Here is a 16,704-nt window from a genome sequence, read left to right as displayed (position 1 = left end):
CAGGACCGTTGGCGCCATGGATGGCGCCATCGAGCCCCCATGGACGGGTCTACGGCGTGTCCTGCCCACCCACACCGCCCCGCCATCCCGCGGATAGCCGCTGTTGCTGTTGCCGTTGCGTTGAGCAGGTGCAGGGCCGCAGGCCCTGCCGACCCACCCTAATCTTCGACCGGGAAGTCCTCGATCGGCTTCAGTACATCGTAGTGCTCGCGATGCAGCTTGCCCTTCAGCTTCGGCAGCTCCGGCAACGGCGCATCCACCCGCGTGTCCGGCAACCGGTCCAGCAGGTTGCGCACCAGCGTCAGCCGGCCCAACCGCTGGTCGTTGAAATCCACCAGCGTCCACGGTGCCGCCTCGCGATGCGTCGCGCGCAGCATCGCCTCGCGGGCCTCGGTGTAGGCGCTGTACTTGCTGCGGGATTTCAGGTCCACCGGGGAGAGCTTCCAGCCCTTCAGCGGATCGAGGTGGCGCTCGGCGAAGCGTTTTTCCTGCTGTTCCTGATCCACGCACAGCCAGTACTTGAACAGCAGGATGCCGTCGTCCACCAGCAGTTGCTCGAATACCGGCGCCTGATGCAGGAACTGCTGGTACTCGGTTTCGCTGCAGTAGCCCATCACCCGCTCCACGCCGGCACGGTTGTACCAGCTGCGGTCCATCAGCACGATCTCGCCGGCGGCAGGAAGGTGCGAGGCGTAGCGCTGGAAATACCACTGGGTGGCTTCGCGGTCGGTGGGCTTGGGCAGTGCCACCACCCGGCACTGGCGTGGGTTGAGGTGCTGGCTGATGGCCTGGATCGCGCCGCCTTTGCCTGCGGTATCACGGCCTTCGAACAGCACCAGCAGGCGTTGCCCGCTGTGCTGTACCCAGCGCGCCATCGCGGTCAGTTCCAGCTGCAGCGGCAGCAGCAGTTCGTCGTAGTCCTTGCGCTTGAGCTTGGCCATCATCACACCACGCGGGGAGGAAGCCCGAGCGTAGCGCAGGGATCGCTCAGGCGATGTCGAGGCCCTGCCAGCCATGCTCGCCGGCCAGTCGCTGCAGCAGCGCCGACAGGTCGCGGGCGAAGCTGGCCATGTCGAACAATCCACTGCGCTCGCGTGCCTGCGCCAGCTCGGCGTGCAACACTGCCAGTGCTGCCGGGTCATTGCCCAGCGTACTGGCGGTGGCGATGAATGCCGCATCGTCGGCGACATTCATCCGTGCCAGCCCCAGATGGTGATTGAGGCTGCCGGCCACGCGCGCGGCGAAGGTGTCGCCGGGGCAGGTCAGCACCGGGCAGCCGGCCCATAGTGCGTCGGACGCGGTGGTGTGCGCGTTGTACGGATGCGTGTCGAGGAACAGGTCGGCCAGCGGATAGCGAGCCAGGTACTGCGGATGTGGCAGCTTGGCCATGAACACCAGGCGTGCCGGATCCAGGCCAGCGGCCTGTGCGGCGCTGCGCAGGCGCGCGTCGGCCTGGCCGGGACCGGACAGCAGCCACAGTACGCTGCCGGGCACCGCCTGCAGCACCGCGAAGGCGCGGCCCATGCTGCGTGGATTGAGCTTGTAGCTGTTGTTGAAGCAGCAGAACACCACGCCCTGTTCGGGCAGGCCGCACTCGGCCCGGGACGGTGCCGGTTCGAGCAAGCGGGTGTTGTCCGAGGGCTGGAACGCACGCGGCAGGCGCAGTACGCGCTCGCTGTAGTGGGGTTCCAGTGACGGCGGCAGAACGAAGCTGTCGCCGATCACCGCATCCATCCACGGCGCACCGGACGTGCCGGGATAGGCCAGCCAGTTCAACTGCAGCGGGGCAGGGCGCATCGCCAGCACTTCCGGCGTACCGCCGCCGCCCCAGCCGCGCAGGTCGAACAGCAGGTCGATGCCCTGTGCGCGGATGCGTGCAGCAGTGTCTGCATGGCGCAGCGCGGCCACATCATGCAGCTGCGTGGCCACCTGCAGGCGCTGGCGGATGCGGCTGCCGTCATCGTGGTTCAACGCGAACAGGTGCAGCTGCAACGCCGGGTCATGACGCAACTGCTCGAACAGGGCCACGGTCAACAATCCGGTGGGATGGGCGCCGAAACCATTGGAAAGGAAGCCGACCCGCAGCGGGCCCTGGGAACGCACCTTCACTGGCGGCAACGGCCGCACTGAAGCGGCAACGGCGGATGCACGGGCACGCGCGCAGGCCAACTGCTCGGCTGCGCTGGCATCTTCGCTGAGGAACGCGAACGGTTCGACCACGCCCTGCCCAGAGGCAAGTGCACCACGTACCTGTGCCGCCAGCGCGTCCACGTCCTGCCAGTCGCACAGGCGACGCTGCCAGGCCAGGCGCTGGGCGGCGATATAGGGTTCGCCCGGCATCAGTGCATGCGCACGGCGATAGGCTGCCGCCGCGCCTTCGGCATCATCGGCATCTTCCAGCGCATGGCCCAGCCACAGGGCAATGCCCGGGTGCTGCGGGGCCAACGCCGAGGCCTGGCCGAGCAGTTTCGCCGCATCGGCATGCGCGCCGGCCATCCAGGCCACGCGGCCCAGCCGCGCCAGCGCTTCAGGGTGGTTCGGGCGCAGCTGCAGTGCACGGCGCGCGGCCTGCTCGCCGGCGGCGATGTCGCCGGCTTCCAGTTCCAGGTCCGCCAGCATCACCCAGGCGACGAAGTCGCCCGGCTGGCGTGCAATCGCCTGTTGCAGGTGCTGCCGCTGCTGCCAGGCCGACATGCGACTCAGCCCGCCGACAACTGGGCCAGGGCGTCGACCTGGTGCTCGTGGCTGAGCCGCTGCAGCAGCGGGTCGAGGTCGCCGGCCAGCACGTTGGGCAGGTCGTACAGGGTCAGGCCTTCCACGCGGTGGTCGGTGATCCGGCCCTGCGGGAAGTTGTAGGTGCGGATGCGCTGGCTGCGGTCACCGCTGCCCACCTGCAGGCGCCGCGACTCGGCCTGCGCCGCGTCCTGGCGCTGGCGCTCGGCATCGAGCAGCTGTGCCTTCAGGCGCTTCATCGCCTTGTCGCGGTTGGCGTGCTGGCTGCGCTCGGTCTGGCATTCCACCACCACGCCGGTCGGCACGTGGGTGATGCGGATGGCCGATTCGGTCTTGTTGACGTGCTGGCCGCCGGCACCGGACGAACGGAACGTATCCACCTTCAGGTCGGCCGGGTTGATGACGATGTCATCGACCTCATCGGCCTCGGGAATGATCGCCACGGTGGCCGCAGAGGTATGGATGCGGCCCTGCGATTCGGTGGCCGGCACGCGCTGCACGCGGTGCGTGCCCGATTCGAACTTCAGGCGCGAGAACGCGCCACGCCCGACCACGCGCGCCACCACTTCCTTGTAGCCGCCATGCTCGCCCGGGCTGTCCGATTCAATCTCGACCTTCCAGCCCTGGCGCTCGGCGTAGCGGGCGTACATGCGGAACAGGTCGCCGGCGAAAATCGCGGCTTCGTCGCCGCCGGTGCCGGCGCGCACTTCCAGGAACAGGTTGCCCTCGTCGCGCGGGTCGCGCGGCACCAGCAGCAGCGCCAGCTCCTGCTCCAGTTCCTGCAGGCGCGCCTGTGCAGCAGCGATTTCCTCATCGGCCAGCTCGCGCAGGTCCAGGTCGGCGCGCATGCCTTCGGCGGCGGCCAGATCGGCCTTGGCACGGGCTTCATCGGCCAGGGCGATGGCGATCGGTTCAAGTTGGGCGAATTCGCGCGAAAGGTCGCGGAAACGAGTGTTGTCGGCGACCACATCGGGTTCGGCGAGCAGGCGTTCCAGTTCTTCGCGGCGCTCGGCCAGCGCTTCCAGCTTACGGCGCAGGGTCGGCGTCATCGGGTCTCACGGGTGGGTGGCGGTAACCCGGCGCGGCCGGGAACAGGCGCTCGGCGGCGCGGGTCAGGTCGGCATCGCCACTCAGCGCGGCCGCACGCAGGGCGGCGGTCGGCGGATGCAGCAGGCGGTTGGTCAGGCCGTGGGCAAGCAGCTCCAGCACTTCGTCGGCCGGCTTGCCGTTGGCCAGTTGCTGGCGTGCGCGCTCCAGCAGCTCGGCACGGGTGGCTTCGCCGAACGCGCGCAGCTGCCGCAGCGGCGCCTGATGGGCGCTGGCCTGCTGGGTCTCGACGAAGCGCGACACCTGCAGGTCGATGATCGCCTCGGCTTCGGCGGCGGCCTCGCGGCGGCCACGGCGGTTGTCTTCCACCGCGCGTTCCAGGTCATCAACCGTGTAGAGGAAGGCGTCGTTGAGCGTGCCGACCTCGGCCTCGATGTCGCGCGGTACGGCCAGGTCGAACAGCAGCATCGGCTTGTGCCGGCGCGCGCGCAGGGCCTTGGCCACCATTTCGCGGTGGATCACCGGTTCGCGCGCAGCGGTGGCCGAGAACACCACGTCGGCCTCACCCAGGTGGCGGTCCAGTTCGGTCAGCGGCAGCGCCACGCCACCATGTCGGCTGGCCAGTTCCTGCGCGTGGGCGAGGGTGCGGTTGGCGATCAGCAGCCGGCGTACCTTGCCTTCGCTCAGGTGCCGTGCAGCCAGTTCGATGGTCTCGCCGGCACCGACCAGCAGTACGGTGGAATCGTCCAGCCGCGCGAACGCGTTCTGCGCCAGGCGCACAGCAGCCGACGCCACCGATACCGGGTTGGCGCCGACCTGGGTATCGGTGCGCGCACGCTTGGCCACCGAGAAGGTCTGCTGGAACAGGCGGTCCAGGCGTTGGCCGAGCAGGCCATGGTCGCGCGCGGTCGACCAGGCATCCTTCACCTGGCCGAGGATCTGCGGTTCACCCAGCACCATCGAGTCCAGCCCGGTGGCGACCCGGAACAGGTGGCGCACGGCCTCGGCGTCGGCGTGCTGGTACAGGTAGCCCTGCAGGTCGCCGGCCTGGCTGTGCAGCCACTGGTCCAGCGCCTGTGCCGAATCGGCCACGGCGTACAGCTCGGTGCGGTTGCAGGTGGACAGCAGCACCGCCTCGGCGATGTGCGGGGTATCGCGCAGCGAACCGAGCGCGCGCGGCAATGCCTCACCGGCGAAGGCCGCGCGTTCGCGCAGCTCCACCGGTGCGGTCTGGTGATTCAGTCCGAGCACCCACAGGGTCATTGTTCAGTTGCTTGCGATAAGCTGCTGGCCATTGGACGACATTTTAAGGCCCCGATGCCGACGATGCCCGCATTGATTCGCATCCCCAGTGTTCTGCTGCTGTCCCTGGCCTGCAGCCAGGCCCTGGCGGCGGTGCCGGCCAAGGCCCCCGTACGGGCCCCGGCCACTGAGGAACTGGCGCTGGAACCGGTGATGGCCGGTGAGTTCGCCCTGCAGGCCGGCAAGCTGGCCGAGGCCGCGCGCTGGTACCTGCAGGCGGCCCAGCAGACCGACGGCGACGCCGGCCTGGCCGAGCGCGCGACCCGCATTTCCATGCTCGCCAACGATGATGCCAGCGCCGCCAAGGGCCTGGCCCTGTGGCAGCAGCGCGCCCCGCGTTCGTTGACCATGCGCAGTGCGGCCGGTGCGCTGGCCATGCGCCAGGGCGATGTGAAGGCGGCCCGCACCGAACTGCAGGGCCTGCTGGCCGACCCCGACGAGCGCGGCTGGAAGTTCGCCCTGGCCGCACTGATCGGTGGCGGCCGTGATCCGGCGGTGCCCGCGCAGGTGCTGGGTGAGCTGGTCGACGCCAATGCCATTCCGCCGAAGATCGAAGCCTGGCAGGAGTTTGGCCGCCTTGCCCTGCGCATGGAAAAGCCCGAGCTGGCCCGGCGCATGATCGATGAAGTGGTCAAGCGCTTCCCGGAAGAGCCACGTGTGGCGCTGCTGCGTGCCAGCCAGCTGCAGCAGGCGGGCGAGACCGGCAAGGCGTTGTCGCTGCTGCACGATGTGGAGCCGAAGACCCGCCAGGACCCGGAACTGCGCAATGCGGTGGCCATTGCCTATGACAGTCTCGGCCAGCCGTCCGCCGCCGAGCGCGTGCTGGCGTTCGGCCCGCAGGACGTGCAGACCTGGGGCATGCGCGCCTCGCTGCTGGCCAAGCAGGGCGACAAGGCCGCGCTGTCCAATCTCTACAACGAACTGTCGCGGCAGGCGGCCAAGCCGGACCCGGCGCAGCGCCTGCTGCTGGGCAAGATCGCCGAGTACCTGAAGCGTTATCCCGAGGCAGTGCAGTGGTACCACAGCGTGCCCGGTGGCGATGAGCTGAGCGAAGCGCGCCTGCGCGCAGCCAATGCCCAGGCCCTGGCCGGGCGCCTGCCGCTGGCGCTGGACGAAGTGCATGCGATCCAGTCCGATGCGGTGGTCGACGACGATGTGCGCCGCGACGCCTACCTGCTGGAAGCCGAGCTGCGCCAGCGCGCCGACGACAGCGCCGGTGAACTGGATGCGCTGGCCCGCGGCCTGGCCGCTTACCCGGATGACAACGGCCTGCTGTACGCCCGTGCGCTCACCTGGGAACGCCGCGACGATATCCCGCGCGCCGAGGCGGATCTGCGCAAGATCCTGGTGACCGAGCCGGAGAACGTGCCGGCTTTGAACGCGCTGGGTTACACCCTGGCCGATCGCACCGGCCGCCTGCAGGAAGCACTGGAGCTGATCGACCGCGCCCGCGTGGCCGAACCGGACAACGCCGCCATCGTCGACAGCTACGGCTGGGTGCTGTATCGCCTGGGCCGCAAGGAAGAGGCACTGGTGCAGCTGCGCCGGGCCTGGACCCTGGCCAAGGACCCGGAGATCGCTTCGCACGTTGGCGAAGTGCTGTGGGTGCTGGGCAAGCACGATGAGGCCCGTCATTTCTTCGAGGAAGCGGCCAAGCTCGACCCTGAAAACCGCGCGCTGCTGCGCGCCCGCGAGAAATTCAATCCATGAGTGTTTCCCTGATCCGGCCGCTGCTGTTGGCGGCCGCGACCCTGGCGGTCAGCGCCTGCACCAGCGTGGGCACGCAGAAGACCCCGGCGCCGGCGGTGGTCGAGATCGTTTCGGCCGAAGCGGCGCAGGCCGAGGCCGCACGCGTGGCCGCGCTGCAGGCACAGCCGGACTGGGCCTTCCAGGGCCGGGTCGCGGTCAGCAAGGGCAAGGACGGTGGCAGCGGTCGCATCGACTGGAAGCAGGAAGGGCGCCGTTATGTGGTCGAGCTGAGCGCGCCGGTGACCCGGCAGAGCTGGAAGCTGACCGGCGATACCCATTCCGAAGCTGGCCGCCTGGAAGGGCTGGCCGGCGGTCCGCGCGATGGCGAGGACGCCCAGCAGCTGCTGCTGGAGGCGACCGGCTGGGACATTCCGGTCAACCAGCTGCCGGAGTGGATCCGTGGCCTGGTGGCCGGCGACGCCGCTGGCCCGGAGAAGGTCGAGCGCGACGGTGAAGGCCGGCCGCGTCGCATGCAGCAGATGGGCTGGCAGGTGCAGTACCTGGACTGGTACCCGGCCGAGGCCGGGCACCCGGCGTTGCCGCGCCGGATCGAAGCCAGCAATGGCGACGCCAAGGTACGCCTGCTGGTGGACCAGTGGGGGCAGGGCGCGCCATGAGCGGGGCAGTCGACGACGCGGGCTGGTCCTGGTGGCCGGCCCCGGCCAAGCTGAACCTGTTCCTGCACATCACCGGCCGCCGCGCCGACGGTTACCACGAGCTGCAGACCGTGTTCCGGCTGCTGGACTGGGGCGACCGCATCGGCCTGCGCCTGCGTGAAGACGGCCAGGTGCGACGTGAGGGCGAGGGGCTGGCTGGCGTGGCCGAGGCCGATGATCTGGCGGTGCGTGCCGCGCGATTGCTCAAAGAAGTGGCAAATGTCGCGCAAGGTGCGAACATCGTCGTTGAAAAGCATGTATCTGCCGGTGGCGGCTTCGGCGGCGGTTCGTCCGATGCCGCCACCGTGCTGGTGGTGCTGAACCGCCTGTGGCGGGCCGGTCTGGACGAGGACGCGCTTGCCGCGCTGGGCCTGCGCCTGGGTGCGGACGTGCCGGTGTTCGTGCGCGGGCGCAATGCCTGGGCCGAAGGGGTGGGCGAGCGCCTGCAGCCGATCGTGCTGGAACCGGCCTGGTATGTGGTGGTTGAACCGGGCGTTCATGTTCCCACCCCGGCCCTGTTCGCAGACCCGGATTTGACGCGCGACAGCCCAGTGGCGAAAATAGAGGACTTCGCTTCCGGAACCCTGGTCGGGAACGCGTTCGAACCGGTGCTGCGCCGCCGTGAGCCTGCCGTCGAGGCAGCGTTCGCAGCGTTGAGCGACATCGGCACGGCGCGGCTGACCGGTTCGGGAAGTGGTTGTTTCGTCGAGTTCGCATCGCAGTCTGCCGCAGAGCAGGGACGGTCGAAGTTGCCGAAGGAGTTGCGGGCAAGGGTGGCAGCGGGCGTTGCGCGTTCGCCACTGCTGGATGCACTCGAGCAACACTGATTTATCAATGCAGGGGCGTCGCCAAGAGGCCCAAGGCACCAGGTTTTGATCCTGGCATTCGTAGGTTCGAATCCTACCGCCCCTGCCAATAGCGGCTGTGTCCGCGCCTTCCAGCGCATCACCTGCGCGGGACGTGGAAACAACCGCGGTGTTGTCAGCAGCAAGGGTCCATCGGGTCCTTGCCGACTCCGGATCCCCGCCACTCGTCCCCGCCCGAGACAATCATGATGCAAGAGTCCCCGAACCTGCTGGTCTTTTCCGGCAACGCCAACAAACGTCTGGCGCAGAACATCTGCAAGGAACTGGGGGTTCGCCCGGGCAAGGCGCTGGTCTCGCACTTCTCCGATGGTGAAGTGCAGGTGGAAATCGAAGAGAACGTCCGCAAGCAGGACGTGTTCGTGATCCAGCCGACCTGCGCGCCGAGCGCGGAAAACCTGATGGAACTGCTGGTGCTGATCGACGCGCTCAAGCGCGCATCGGTGGCCAGCGTGACCGCCGTGGTGCCGTACTTCGGCTACTCGCGCCAGGATCGCCGCATGCGTTCCTCGCGCGTGCCGATCACCGCCAAGCTGGCGGCGAAGATGTTCAGCACCGCTGGCGCTGATCGCGTGCTGACCGTCGACCTGCACGCCGACCAGATCCAGGGCTTCTTCGATATTCCGGTGGACAACGTGTATGCGTCCCCGCTGCTGCTGGCCGACATCTGGCGCGCCTACGGCACCGAGAACCTGATCGTTGTGTCGCCGGACGTGGGCGGCGTGGTCCGCGCCCGTGCGGTCGCCAAGCGCCTGGATGACGCCGATCTGGCGATCATCGACAAGCGCCGCCCGCGCGCCAACGTCTCCACCGTGATGAACATCATCGGTGACGTCGAAGGCAAGACCTGCGTGATGGTCGATGACATCGTCGATACCGCCGGCACCCTGTGCGCCGCTGCCGCTGCCCTGAAGGCGCGCGGTGCGCTCAAGGTCGCCGCCTACTGCACCCATGCGGTGCTGTCGGGCCCGGCGGTGGACAACATCACCAATTCCCAGCTCGACGAGCTGGTGGTGACCGACACCATCCCGCTGAAGGACGCAGCGCGGGTGTGCAGCAAGATCCGCCAGCTGAGCGTGGCGGAAATGCTGGCCGAAACGATGCGCCGCATCGCCTTCGGCGAGTCGGTCAGCTCGCTGTACGTCGACTGAGTTTTTCGTCCCTGCCGGCAACGGCGGGGACATACCCCGGGTGCTTCTGGTCGCGGAAGCATCTTCAACCGCCACGCCGCAAGGCGCGGCAACAACCTGAGTAGTCGAAAATGTCGAAGACCCATGAAATCAAGGTCACCAAGCGTGAACTGCAGCGTAAGGGTGCGAGCCGCCGCCTGCGTCACGCTGGTGTGATCCCGGCCATCGTGTACGGCGGCAACGCCGAGCCGGTCGCCATCAGCCTGGACCACAACGAAATCTGGCTGGCCCAGCAGAACGAGTGGTTCTATGCCTCGATCCTGGACCTGAACCTGGACGGCCAGGTGCAGAAGGTCCTGCTGCGTGACATGCAGCGCCATCCGTACAAGCAGCTGATCATGCACCTGGACTTCCAGCGCGTGAACGAGAACGAAGCCCTGACCGCTTCGGTCCCGCTGCACTTCATCAACGAAGACACCTCGCCGGCCGGCAAGGCTGCCGACGTCGTGGTCACCCACGAACTGAAGGAAGTGACCATCACCTGCCTGCCGAAGGACCTGCCGGAGTCGATCGAAGTCGACCTGGGCGAGCTGAAGGCCGGTGACGTGGTGTACCTGTCCAACATCAAGCTGCCGAAGGGCGTGGAAATCCCGGCCCTGGCGCTGGGCAAGGACCACGACGACGCCATCGTCACCGCCAAGGCCGGCAAGGCCGACGCGGCTGACGAAGAAGCGGCTGCCGCCGAGTAATACCGCTACGGTGCCTGCCTCCGGGCAGGCACCGTATTGGAAGGAACCATGGCAGGACTGCGACTGATCGTCGGTCTGGGCAACCCCGGATCGGAACACGCCCGGACCCGGCACAATGCCGGGTTTCATTTCGTTGAGGCCCTGGCGGAAAAAGCCGGTGCACGATGGAATGTGGACAGCAAGCTGTTCGGTGAGACCGCCAAGGTCGAGATCGCCGGGCAGACGGTGTGGCTGCTCAAGCCCGCCACCTTCATGAACCTCAGCGGCAAGTCGGTCACCGCCGCACAGCGGTTCTGGAAGATCGAGCCGGAAGAAACCCTGCTGGCCCACGACGAACTGGACCTGGCGCCCGGCGTGGCGCGGCTGAAGTTCGACGGTGGCCACGGTGGCCAGAACGGCCTGCGCGACACCATCCGCCTGCTCGGCCACGGAAAGTTCCATCGCCTGCGCGTGGGCATCGGCCACCCCGGCCACAAGGACCGCGTGGTGGGTTGGGTGCTTGGTCGCCCGTCGAAGGACGACGACGTGCTGATCGCGCGCGCCATCGATGATGCGATCGACGTGCTGCCGCTGGCGGTGCAGGGCGATTTCAGCGAAGCGATGAAGCGGCTGCACACCCCGAAATAAGCGGTAGGTGCCGACCGCTGGTCGGCAACGGGCATCAACCGGCCCGGTAGTTGCCAACCTTGGTTGGCAGATGTTGAACGCCGAGATGGATTGGCCAAGCAGCGCGCGCGCTGTTTCACCAATCACTTTCACCCCAGAGAGCTGTCACCCATGGGTATCAAATGCGGCATCGTCGGCCTGCCCAACGTCGGCAAGTCGACCCTGTTCAATGCGCTGACCAAGGCGGGTATCGCCGCGGCGAACTTCCCGTTCTGCACCATCGAACCGAACGTCGGCATCGTGCCGGTGCCGGATCCGCGCCTGAACGAGCTGGCAGCGATCATCAACCCGCAGAAGGTCATCCCGACCGCAGTCGAATTCGTCGACATCGCCGGCCTGGTGGCCGGTGCCGCCAGCGGTGAAGGCCTGGGCAACAAGTTCCTGGCGCACATCCGCGAAGTCGATGCGATCACCCACGTGGTGCGCTGCTTCGAGAACGCCGACGTCATCCACGTCAACAACAAGGTCGACCCGATCTCGGACATCGAAACCATCGATACCGAGCTGGCGCTGGCCGACCTGGACAGCGTCGAGAAGGCGCTGAACCGTGCCGAGCGTGCGGCCAAGGGTGGTGACAAGGACGCCGCGGCGCGCAAGCCGGTGCTGGCCAAGCTGCAGGCGGCGCTGTCCGACGGCAAGTCCGGCCGTTCGGTGGGCCTGGACGAGGAAGAGAAGGCGCTGGTGCGCGATCTGTTCCTGCTGACCCTGAAGCCGGTGATGTACATCGCCAACGTGCTGGAAGACGGTTTCGAGAACAACCCGCACCTGGAAGCCGTGCGCGCGCATGCCGCCGCCGAAGGCGCGCAGGTGGTGCCGGTGTCGGCCGCGATCGAAGAAGAGCTGTCCCAGCTCGATGACGAAGACCGAGATACCTTCCTGGCCGATCTGGGCCTGAGCGAGCCGGGCCTGAACCGCGTGATCAACGCGGCCTACAGCCTGCTCGGCCTGCAGACCTACTTCACCGCTGGCGTGAAGGAAGTCCGTGCGTGGACCGTGCGCAAGGGCGCCACCGCCCCGCAGGCCGCCGCGGTCATCCACACCGACTTCGAGAAGGGCTTCATCCGCGCTGAAACCATCGCGTATGACGACTTCATCAAGTACAAGGGCGAAGCCGGTGCCAAGGAAGCCGGTCGCCTGCGCCTGGAAGGCAAGGAGTACCGCGTGCAGGAAGGCGACGTGCTGCACTTCCGCTTCAACGTCTGATCCAGCAGCAACGGATCGGCCCCGGACGCCCCGCCTTGTGCGGGGCGTTCGCGTTTCCGGTGATGGACAAAAAAGCACCAGGCTGCGAAACGCTTGCGGTGCGACGTTTGCCGGCACTTGTCCACAGCAAACTCCCATCGCTTTCCACGCCGGATGTGGAAAACCGTGGGGGCGGATCCCTTTCCACGGGAAAGGGCTCCGACCCCGATCAGTGCAGTCGGACCGTGGACAGAATTTCACCACGCTTCGAAACGCCTGCGCTGCAATGCTCGCGCCCACTTGTCCACACCAAGTTCCCATCGCTTTCCACGTCCGGTGTGGAAAACAATCGAAGGGCATGGACAAAAAATCACCACGTCCGGAAACGCCCGCACTGCAAGCCTCGCGGCCACTTGTCCACACCAAGTTCCCATCGCTTTCCACGCGCGGTGTGGAAAACCCGCGTGGCCCGCTCTGGTAGTCGCCCACCTTGGTGGGCGCGTGGCAGATCAGTGCCCACCAAGGTGGGCATCTACCAGAGCCAGGTTCCCAAACAACAAGGCCCGCCAATGGCGGGCCCTGTCGTCCACGTTCTGCAATGCGGCGTGCCTTACAGCGCGCTGCCACCGAACTTGTGGGTGTACTGCAGGTTGATGGTGCGGCCGACGCTGTCGAACCAGGACACGTCGTAGTACGGATACGCGGTGTACGTGGCGTCCTTCGGCGGCATCTTGTTGAACACGTTGACCACCGACAGCGACAGGCGCGAGTGGTCGTCGAAGCGGTACTGCAGCGACGCGTTGTAGCGGTAGGTTGCCTTGATGTACGGGCTGTCACCGCTGTCCCACTTGAATACCTGGTCGTAGCTGTCCGAGGTCGGCAGCTTGCCCAGGCGCGAACCATAGACCGTGGCCGACCACGCGTCCTTCTCCCAGGTCACGCTCAGGCTGGTCTTGGTACGCGGGATGTCGAAGTTGCTGTTGACCGCGAACTGGTCCTGGATCGGATCACCGGGGTAGCGCTGGAAATCGTGCTTCTTCACCCAGGTGTGGGTGCCGTTGAGGATGAAGTCGCCGATGCCGGTCTGCAGGCGGTAGCGCAGGCCAATGTCGATGCCGGAGGTGGATTCGCGGGCGACGTTGATCGGGGCGACACGCACGCCGTACAGGCGGCCATCACTGGTGCGGGTGATGCGGTCGAGCGCGTCCACGCAGGTCGGCGAGTTGATGTCGGCACTGCCGAGGCGGCAGTTCGCTTCGCTGGCCAGGATCGTGCGCACGTCCATGTCCTGCACCTGCTTGCGCATGTCGATGTCGAACCAGTCCACCGACAGGTCCAGGCCGATCGCCGGCGACCAGACGAAGCCGGCACTCCACGAGGTGCTGGTTTCCGGGTCGAGCTGGCGGTTGCCGGTGCGGCTGCGGATCAGGTTGTGCTCGTAGTCGGAACAGTCGGCGGCATCGTCGGCGCGGCAGCTGTACAGGTCCACTGCGCTGGTCTCGTCGTTGCCCGGGCCGGCGAACACGTAGTGGAGGTCCGGCGCACGGAACGCGGTGCCGTACGAACCACGCACCAGCAGGGTGTCGATCGGGCGCCATTCCAGGCCACCGCTCCAGGTCGCCTTGCCGATGGTGTGGCCGGAATAGCGGTACTGGTCGTAGCGGCCTGCCACGCTCAGGTTGACCGTCTCGTGCAGGGGCATGCGCAGTTCGGCCGCTGTGGCCCAGCGGTTGCGCGAACCGTTGCCGTCCGAATCCTTCCAGCTGTAGTAGTAGTACTGGGTCGCGAGCGGATCGGGGTTCAGCGAGTACGCCTGCTGGCCCACTTCCACGGTCGCGGCGAAGCCGGCATCACCGCCCGGCAGGCCGAACAGCGCGGAATTGGTCAGCGTGAACGCAGCCGTCTCGGTGCGCGACTTCGGGGTGTAGGTGGTGCGCGCCGCGATCGAATCGTACTCGGCGCGAGTCAGCGGCCGGTACAGGCGCGACGGGTCGGCGTTGTAGATCGGGAAGCCGTCGTCGTCCACGCCCAGCTGCGGGCCCAGGAACAGGTCATTGGCTTTGGCGGCGATGATCTGTGCCCAGCTGATCCGCGACTGGTACTGCGAATGGCTCAGGGCCGCTTCGTAGTCCCAGTTGCCGGCCAGGTTGCCCTTGAAGCCGGTGGTCACGCTGAAGGTCTTCTGCGTGCTGCGCACCATTGCATTGCGCAGGCCACCCATCTCCTCGGGCGAGAACTGGCGCTGCCAGAACTCGATCTCGCCGGTGGCCTGGTTGTTGAAATAGCCCGACTCATCGCCGTTGGCGTCCATGCGGCCCCACTTGGTGACGTCGCGCATCAGCGACATCGTGTGGTAGCCCAGCTGCACATCGGCGAACCACTGCTGGCCGTTGTCGAAGTCGTAGCTCAGCGAGGCGTAGCCATTGGCGCCGCGGCGCTTGCTGAGGATGGTGCCGTAGCCGATCGAGCTGTCGCTGCCGCAGTAGTAACCGTAGCGCGGGCGGTAGGCGCGGTAGGTGCTGCCCTGGTTCTGCCCGGCCAGCGCTTCGCAGGTGGCCGCGCCCGGATCCAGGTAGTCGTCGTTGTAGTCCGTGCGCAGGTAAGCGCGGCGTGCGATGCGTGAGCCCTCGGTGGGGCCGTCCTGGGTCGAATCCTGGATATCGCGCTCGTACGCCCACAGCGGGGTCTGCGACTGCAGTTCAACGCTGTACACGGCGTTGAAGTTGCCACGGCTGAAGCCACTGGCCAGGCTCATGTCGAACGACTCGCCACCGCCTTCGCTGGTGGTGCCCATGCGCATGTCGACGGTGGTGCCGTCGGCCTTCTTCTTCAGGATGAAGTTGACCACGCCGGCGATCGCGTCCGAACCGTAGATGGCCGAGGCACTGCCGGTCAGCACTTCGATGCGCTCGATCATGCCCAGCGGAATGTTGGAGACATCGGTGAAGTTGCTGCGGCCCTTGAACGGCATCGGGAAGTCGGCGATGCGGCGGCCATTGACCAGCACCAGCGTGTGGTTCGGGCCCAGCCCGCGCAGGTCCACCTGCTGGGCGCCCGGCGAGAAGTCGGCGCCGCTGGACGACTGCTGGCTCTGCGTCTCACCGCCGTTCTGGGTCATCGAGCGCAGCACGTCGGGCACGCTGGTGAAGCCGCTGGAGCGGATCTGCTCGGCGCTGATCACCGTGATCGGGGCGGGGCCTTCCACCTGGGCGCGCGGAATGCGCGAACCGGTGACCTGCACCGCATCCAGTTGTTGAACCGAAGAGGAAGCCGGTGCCTGGGCCGCCGCGGAAGCAGCCACGCCCATCAACGCCAGCTGGATCGACCACGCCATCGCCTTTCTACGCATGAGGAATTCTCGGAAATGAAGCCGGCCCGCAGAGGAGGGGCCCTGTCCCCCATTCAGATTTCCGGAATGGGCGCGCGCATTTAACGCCTTTTTTATGCCCTTGACTACTGGGTCCCTATCTGGCAAAGAGTGAAAACGCTTGCAAGTCGATTTTGTTCAGGGAGATCAAGATGCGACGCCTCCATTGCACCCTGCGTGCCCCCTTCGCCTGGCTGGCGCTGCTGGTGTTGGCCGTGCCGTTGGCCGCCCTTGCGCAGGACCTGCAGGGCCCGGGCTTCGCCTACTACGAAGCCGGGGATCTCGACGCACCCCGGCCCGGCCCGCGCGCGCCGGCCATGATGCTGATGGGCGGTGGCGAATGGGTGCCGGAGGCCTTTCACTGGTGGCTGAAGCAGGCCGGCAACGGCCGCGTGCTGATCCTGCGCGCATCTGGCAGTGACGAGCTGCAGGACCGCCTGTATCGCGAGATTGGCGGGACCACCGCGGTGCAGACGCTGGTCTTCGACAGCCGCCGCGGCGCCGACGATCCGGCCGTGTTGCGCGTGGTGGCTGCGGCCGATGCCATCTTCATTGCCGGTGGTGACCAGTCGCGCTACATCCGCTTCTGGAAGGGCACCGCGCTCAACCGCGCGCTCAATGCCCATGTGCGCGCCGGCAAGCCGATTGCCGGTACCAGCGCCGGGCTGGCCATCCTCGGTGGCTATGCCTACGGCGCGATGGACGGCGGCAGCATCACCTCTGCCGGTGCGCTGGCCGACCCGATGGGCAGTGCGGTGACCATGGACAGTGGCTTCCTGCAGATGCCCTACCTGCAGCGCGTGGTCACCGACACCCACTTCGACAAGCGCGATCGGCTCGGCCGCCTGATCGTGTTCGTGGCGCGCGCCGCGCAGGACAGTGGCGACCCCGACATCGTCGGCATCGGCGTCGACGAGGACACCGCCCTGTGCGTGGAGCCCGATGGCCAGGCACAGGTCTACAGCGCCGACGGCGAAGGCAAGGTCTGGGTGGTCAGCCCAGGGCGTGATGCGGACCGCATGGTCGAAGGTGAGCCGTTGCGCTTCCATGCAGTGCCGGTGACGGTGGTCGCCAGCGGCAGCCGCATGCGCCTGGACGATTTCCAGGCCGAGGCCGATTACCAGGCGATGGCCGACGTCAGCGACGGCGAGATTGAGTTCACGCTTCGGTAGTGCCAGCCGCTGGCCGGCAACTCGCCTTCCCTGATGCGCCCCTTGCCGGCCAGCGGCCGGCACTACCCCGCAATCCATTCCCTCGTTC

Annotated in this window: 13 protein-coding genes and 1 tRNA gene; 9 read left to right on the top strand and 5 right to left on the bottom strand. The window is 67.2% G+C overall.

Features of this window, described 5'->3' with window-relative positions; all coding sequences use genetic code 11:
- Positions 1-158 precede the first annotated feature (158 nt).
- The 4 genes from ppk2 to hemA are packed head-to-tail and all read right to left on the bottom strand — an operon-like array spanning position 159 to position 5,043.
- Positions 159-941: a polyphosphate kinase 2 gene (ppk2, locus tag V3B48_RS19670; protein ID WP_024957330.1), complete on the bottom strand. Its 783-nt coding sequence runs from the start codon at positions 939-941 to the stop codon at positions 159-161.
- Positions 942-987: 46 nt separating this feature from the next.
- On the bottom strand, positions 988-2,694 hold the full coding sequence (locus V3B48_RS19665; RefSeq protein WP_329894280.1) for a tetratricopeptide repeat protein: 1,707 nt from the start codon (positions 2,692-2,694) through the stop codon (positions 988-990).
- Positions 2,695-2,699: 5 nt separating this feature from the next.
- Positions 2,700-3,782 (bottom strand): peptide chain release factor 1, encoded by a 1,083-nt coding sequence (prfA, locus tag V3B48_RS19660; protein ID WP_329894279.1) that lies wholly within the window; start codon positions 3,780-3,782, stop codon positions 2,700-2,702.
- Positions 3,760-5,043 (bottom strand): glutamyl-tRNA reductase, encoded by a 1,284-nt coding sequence (gene hemA / locus V3B48_RS19655; protein WP_329894278.1) that lies wholly within the window; start codon positions 5,041-5,043, stop codon positions 3,760-3,762. Before hemA ends, prfA begins: the two co-directional genes overlap by 23 nt.
- A gap of 63 nt (positions 5,044-5,106) precedes the next feature.
- Between hemA and V3B48_RS19650 the strand changes: the two genes are divergently transcribed.
- The 8 genes from V3B48_RS19650 to ychF all read left to right on the top strand — a co-directional run bounded on the left by V3B48_RS19650 (position 5,107) and on the right by ychF (position 12,098).
- A complete protein-coding gene (locus V3B48_RS19650; RefSeq protein ID WP_329894277.1) occupies positions 5,107-6,792 on the top strand; it encodes a tetratricopeptide repeat protein in 1,686 nt (561 codons plus the stop codon).
- Entirely contained in the window at positions 6,789-7,448 is a 660-nt protein-coding gene (gene lolB, locus V3B48_RS19645; RefSeq protein ID WP_132809287.1) for a lipoprotein insertase outer membrane protein LolB, read from the top strand. Before V3B48_RS19650 ends, lolB begins: the two co-directional genes overlap by 4 nt.
- Positions 7,445-8,314, top strand: coding sequence for a 4-(cytidine 5'-diphospho)-2-C-methyl-D-erythritol kinase (gene ispE / locus V3B48_RS19640; RefSeq protein WP_329894276.1), 870 nt, complete (start codon positions 7,445-7,447; stop codon positions 8,312-8,314). Before lolB ends, ispE begins: the two co-directional genes overlap by 4 nt.
- 11 nt (positions 8,315-8,325) lie before the next feature.
- Positions 8,326-8,402, top strand: a tRNA-Gln gene (locus V3B48_RS19635).
- A 139-nt stretch (positions 8,403-8,541) separates the two neighbouring features.
- Positions 8,542-9,501 (top strand): ribose-phosphate diphosphokinase, encoded by a 960-nt coding sequence (locus V3B48_RS19630; RefSeq protein ID WP_005415400.1) that lies wholly within the window; start codon positions 8,542-8,544, stop codon positions 9,499-9,501.
- A gap of 110 nt (positions 9,502-9,611) precedes the next feature.
- Complete coding sequence (locus V3B48_RS19625; RefSeq protein WP_014036085.1) at positions 9,612-10,229, top strand: 50S ribosomal protein L25/general stress protein Ctc; 618 nt, start codon at positions 9,612-9,614, stop codon at positions 10,227-10,229.
- A 48-nt stretch (positions 10,230-10,277) separates the two neighbouring features.
- Positions 10,278-10,856 carry an aminoacyl-tRNA hydrolase gene (pth, locus tag V3B48_RS19620; RefSeq protein WP_049422892.1) on the top strand — a complete coding sequence of 193 codons (579 nt, stop codon included), beginning with the start codon at positions 10,278-10,280 and terminating at the stop codon, positions 10,854-10,856.
- 150 nt (positions 10,857-11,006) lie between these two features.
- Positions 11,007-12,098 (top strand): redox-regulated ATPase YchF, encoded by a 1,092-nt coding sequence (gene ychF / locus V3B48_RS19615; RefSeq protein ID WP_097050006.1) that lies wholly within the window; start codon positions 11,007-11,009, stop codon positions 12,096-12,098.
- A gap of 589 nt (positions 12,099-12,687) precedes the next feature.
- On the opposite strand, the gene V3B48_RS19610 is transcribed toward ychF, so the two are convergent.
- Positions 12,688-15,426: a TonB-dependent receptor gene (locus V3B48_RS19610; RefSeq protein WP_329894275.1), complete on the bottom strand. Its 2,739-nt coding sequence runs from the start codon at positions 15,424-15,426 to the stop codon at positions 12,688-12,690.
- A gap of 170 nt (positions 15,427-15,596) precedes the next feature.
- On the opposite strand from V3B48_RS19610, the gene V3B48_RS19605 reads away from it, so the two are divergent.
- Positions 15,597-16,616: a cyanophycinase gene (locus V3B48_RS19605; protein ID WP_329894274.1), complete on the top strand. Its 1,020-nt coding sequence runs from the start codon at positions 15,597-15,599 to the stop codon at positions 16,614-16,616.
- Positions 16,617-16,704: the final 88 nt, after the last annotated feature.

It is taken from the genome of Stenotrophomonas sp. SMYL20 (genome assembly GCF_036320045.1).
Classification (GTDB): domain Bacteria; phylum Pseudomonadota; class Gammaproteobacteria; order Xanthomonadales; family Xanthomonadaceae; genus Stenotrophomonas; species Stenotrophomonas maltophilia_A.
This window is presented reverse-complemented; position numbering and strand designations above follow the sequence as displayed.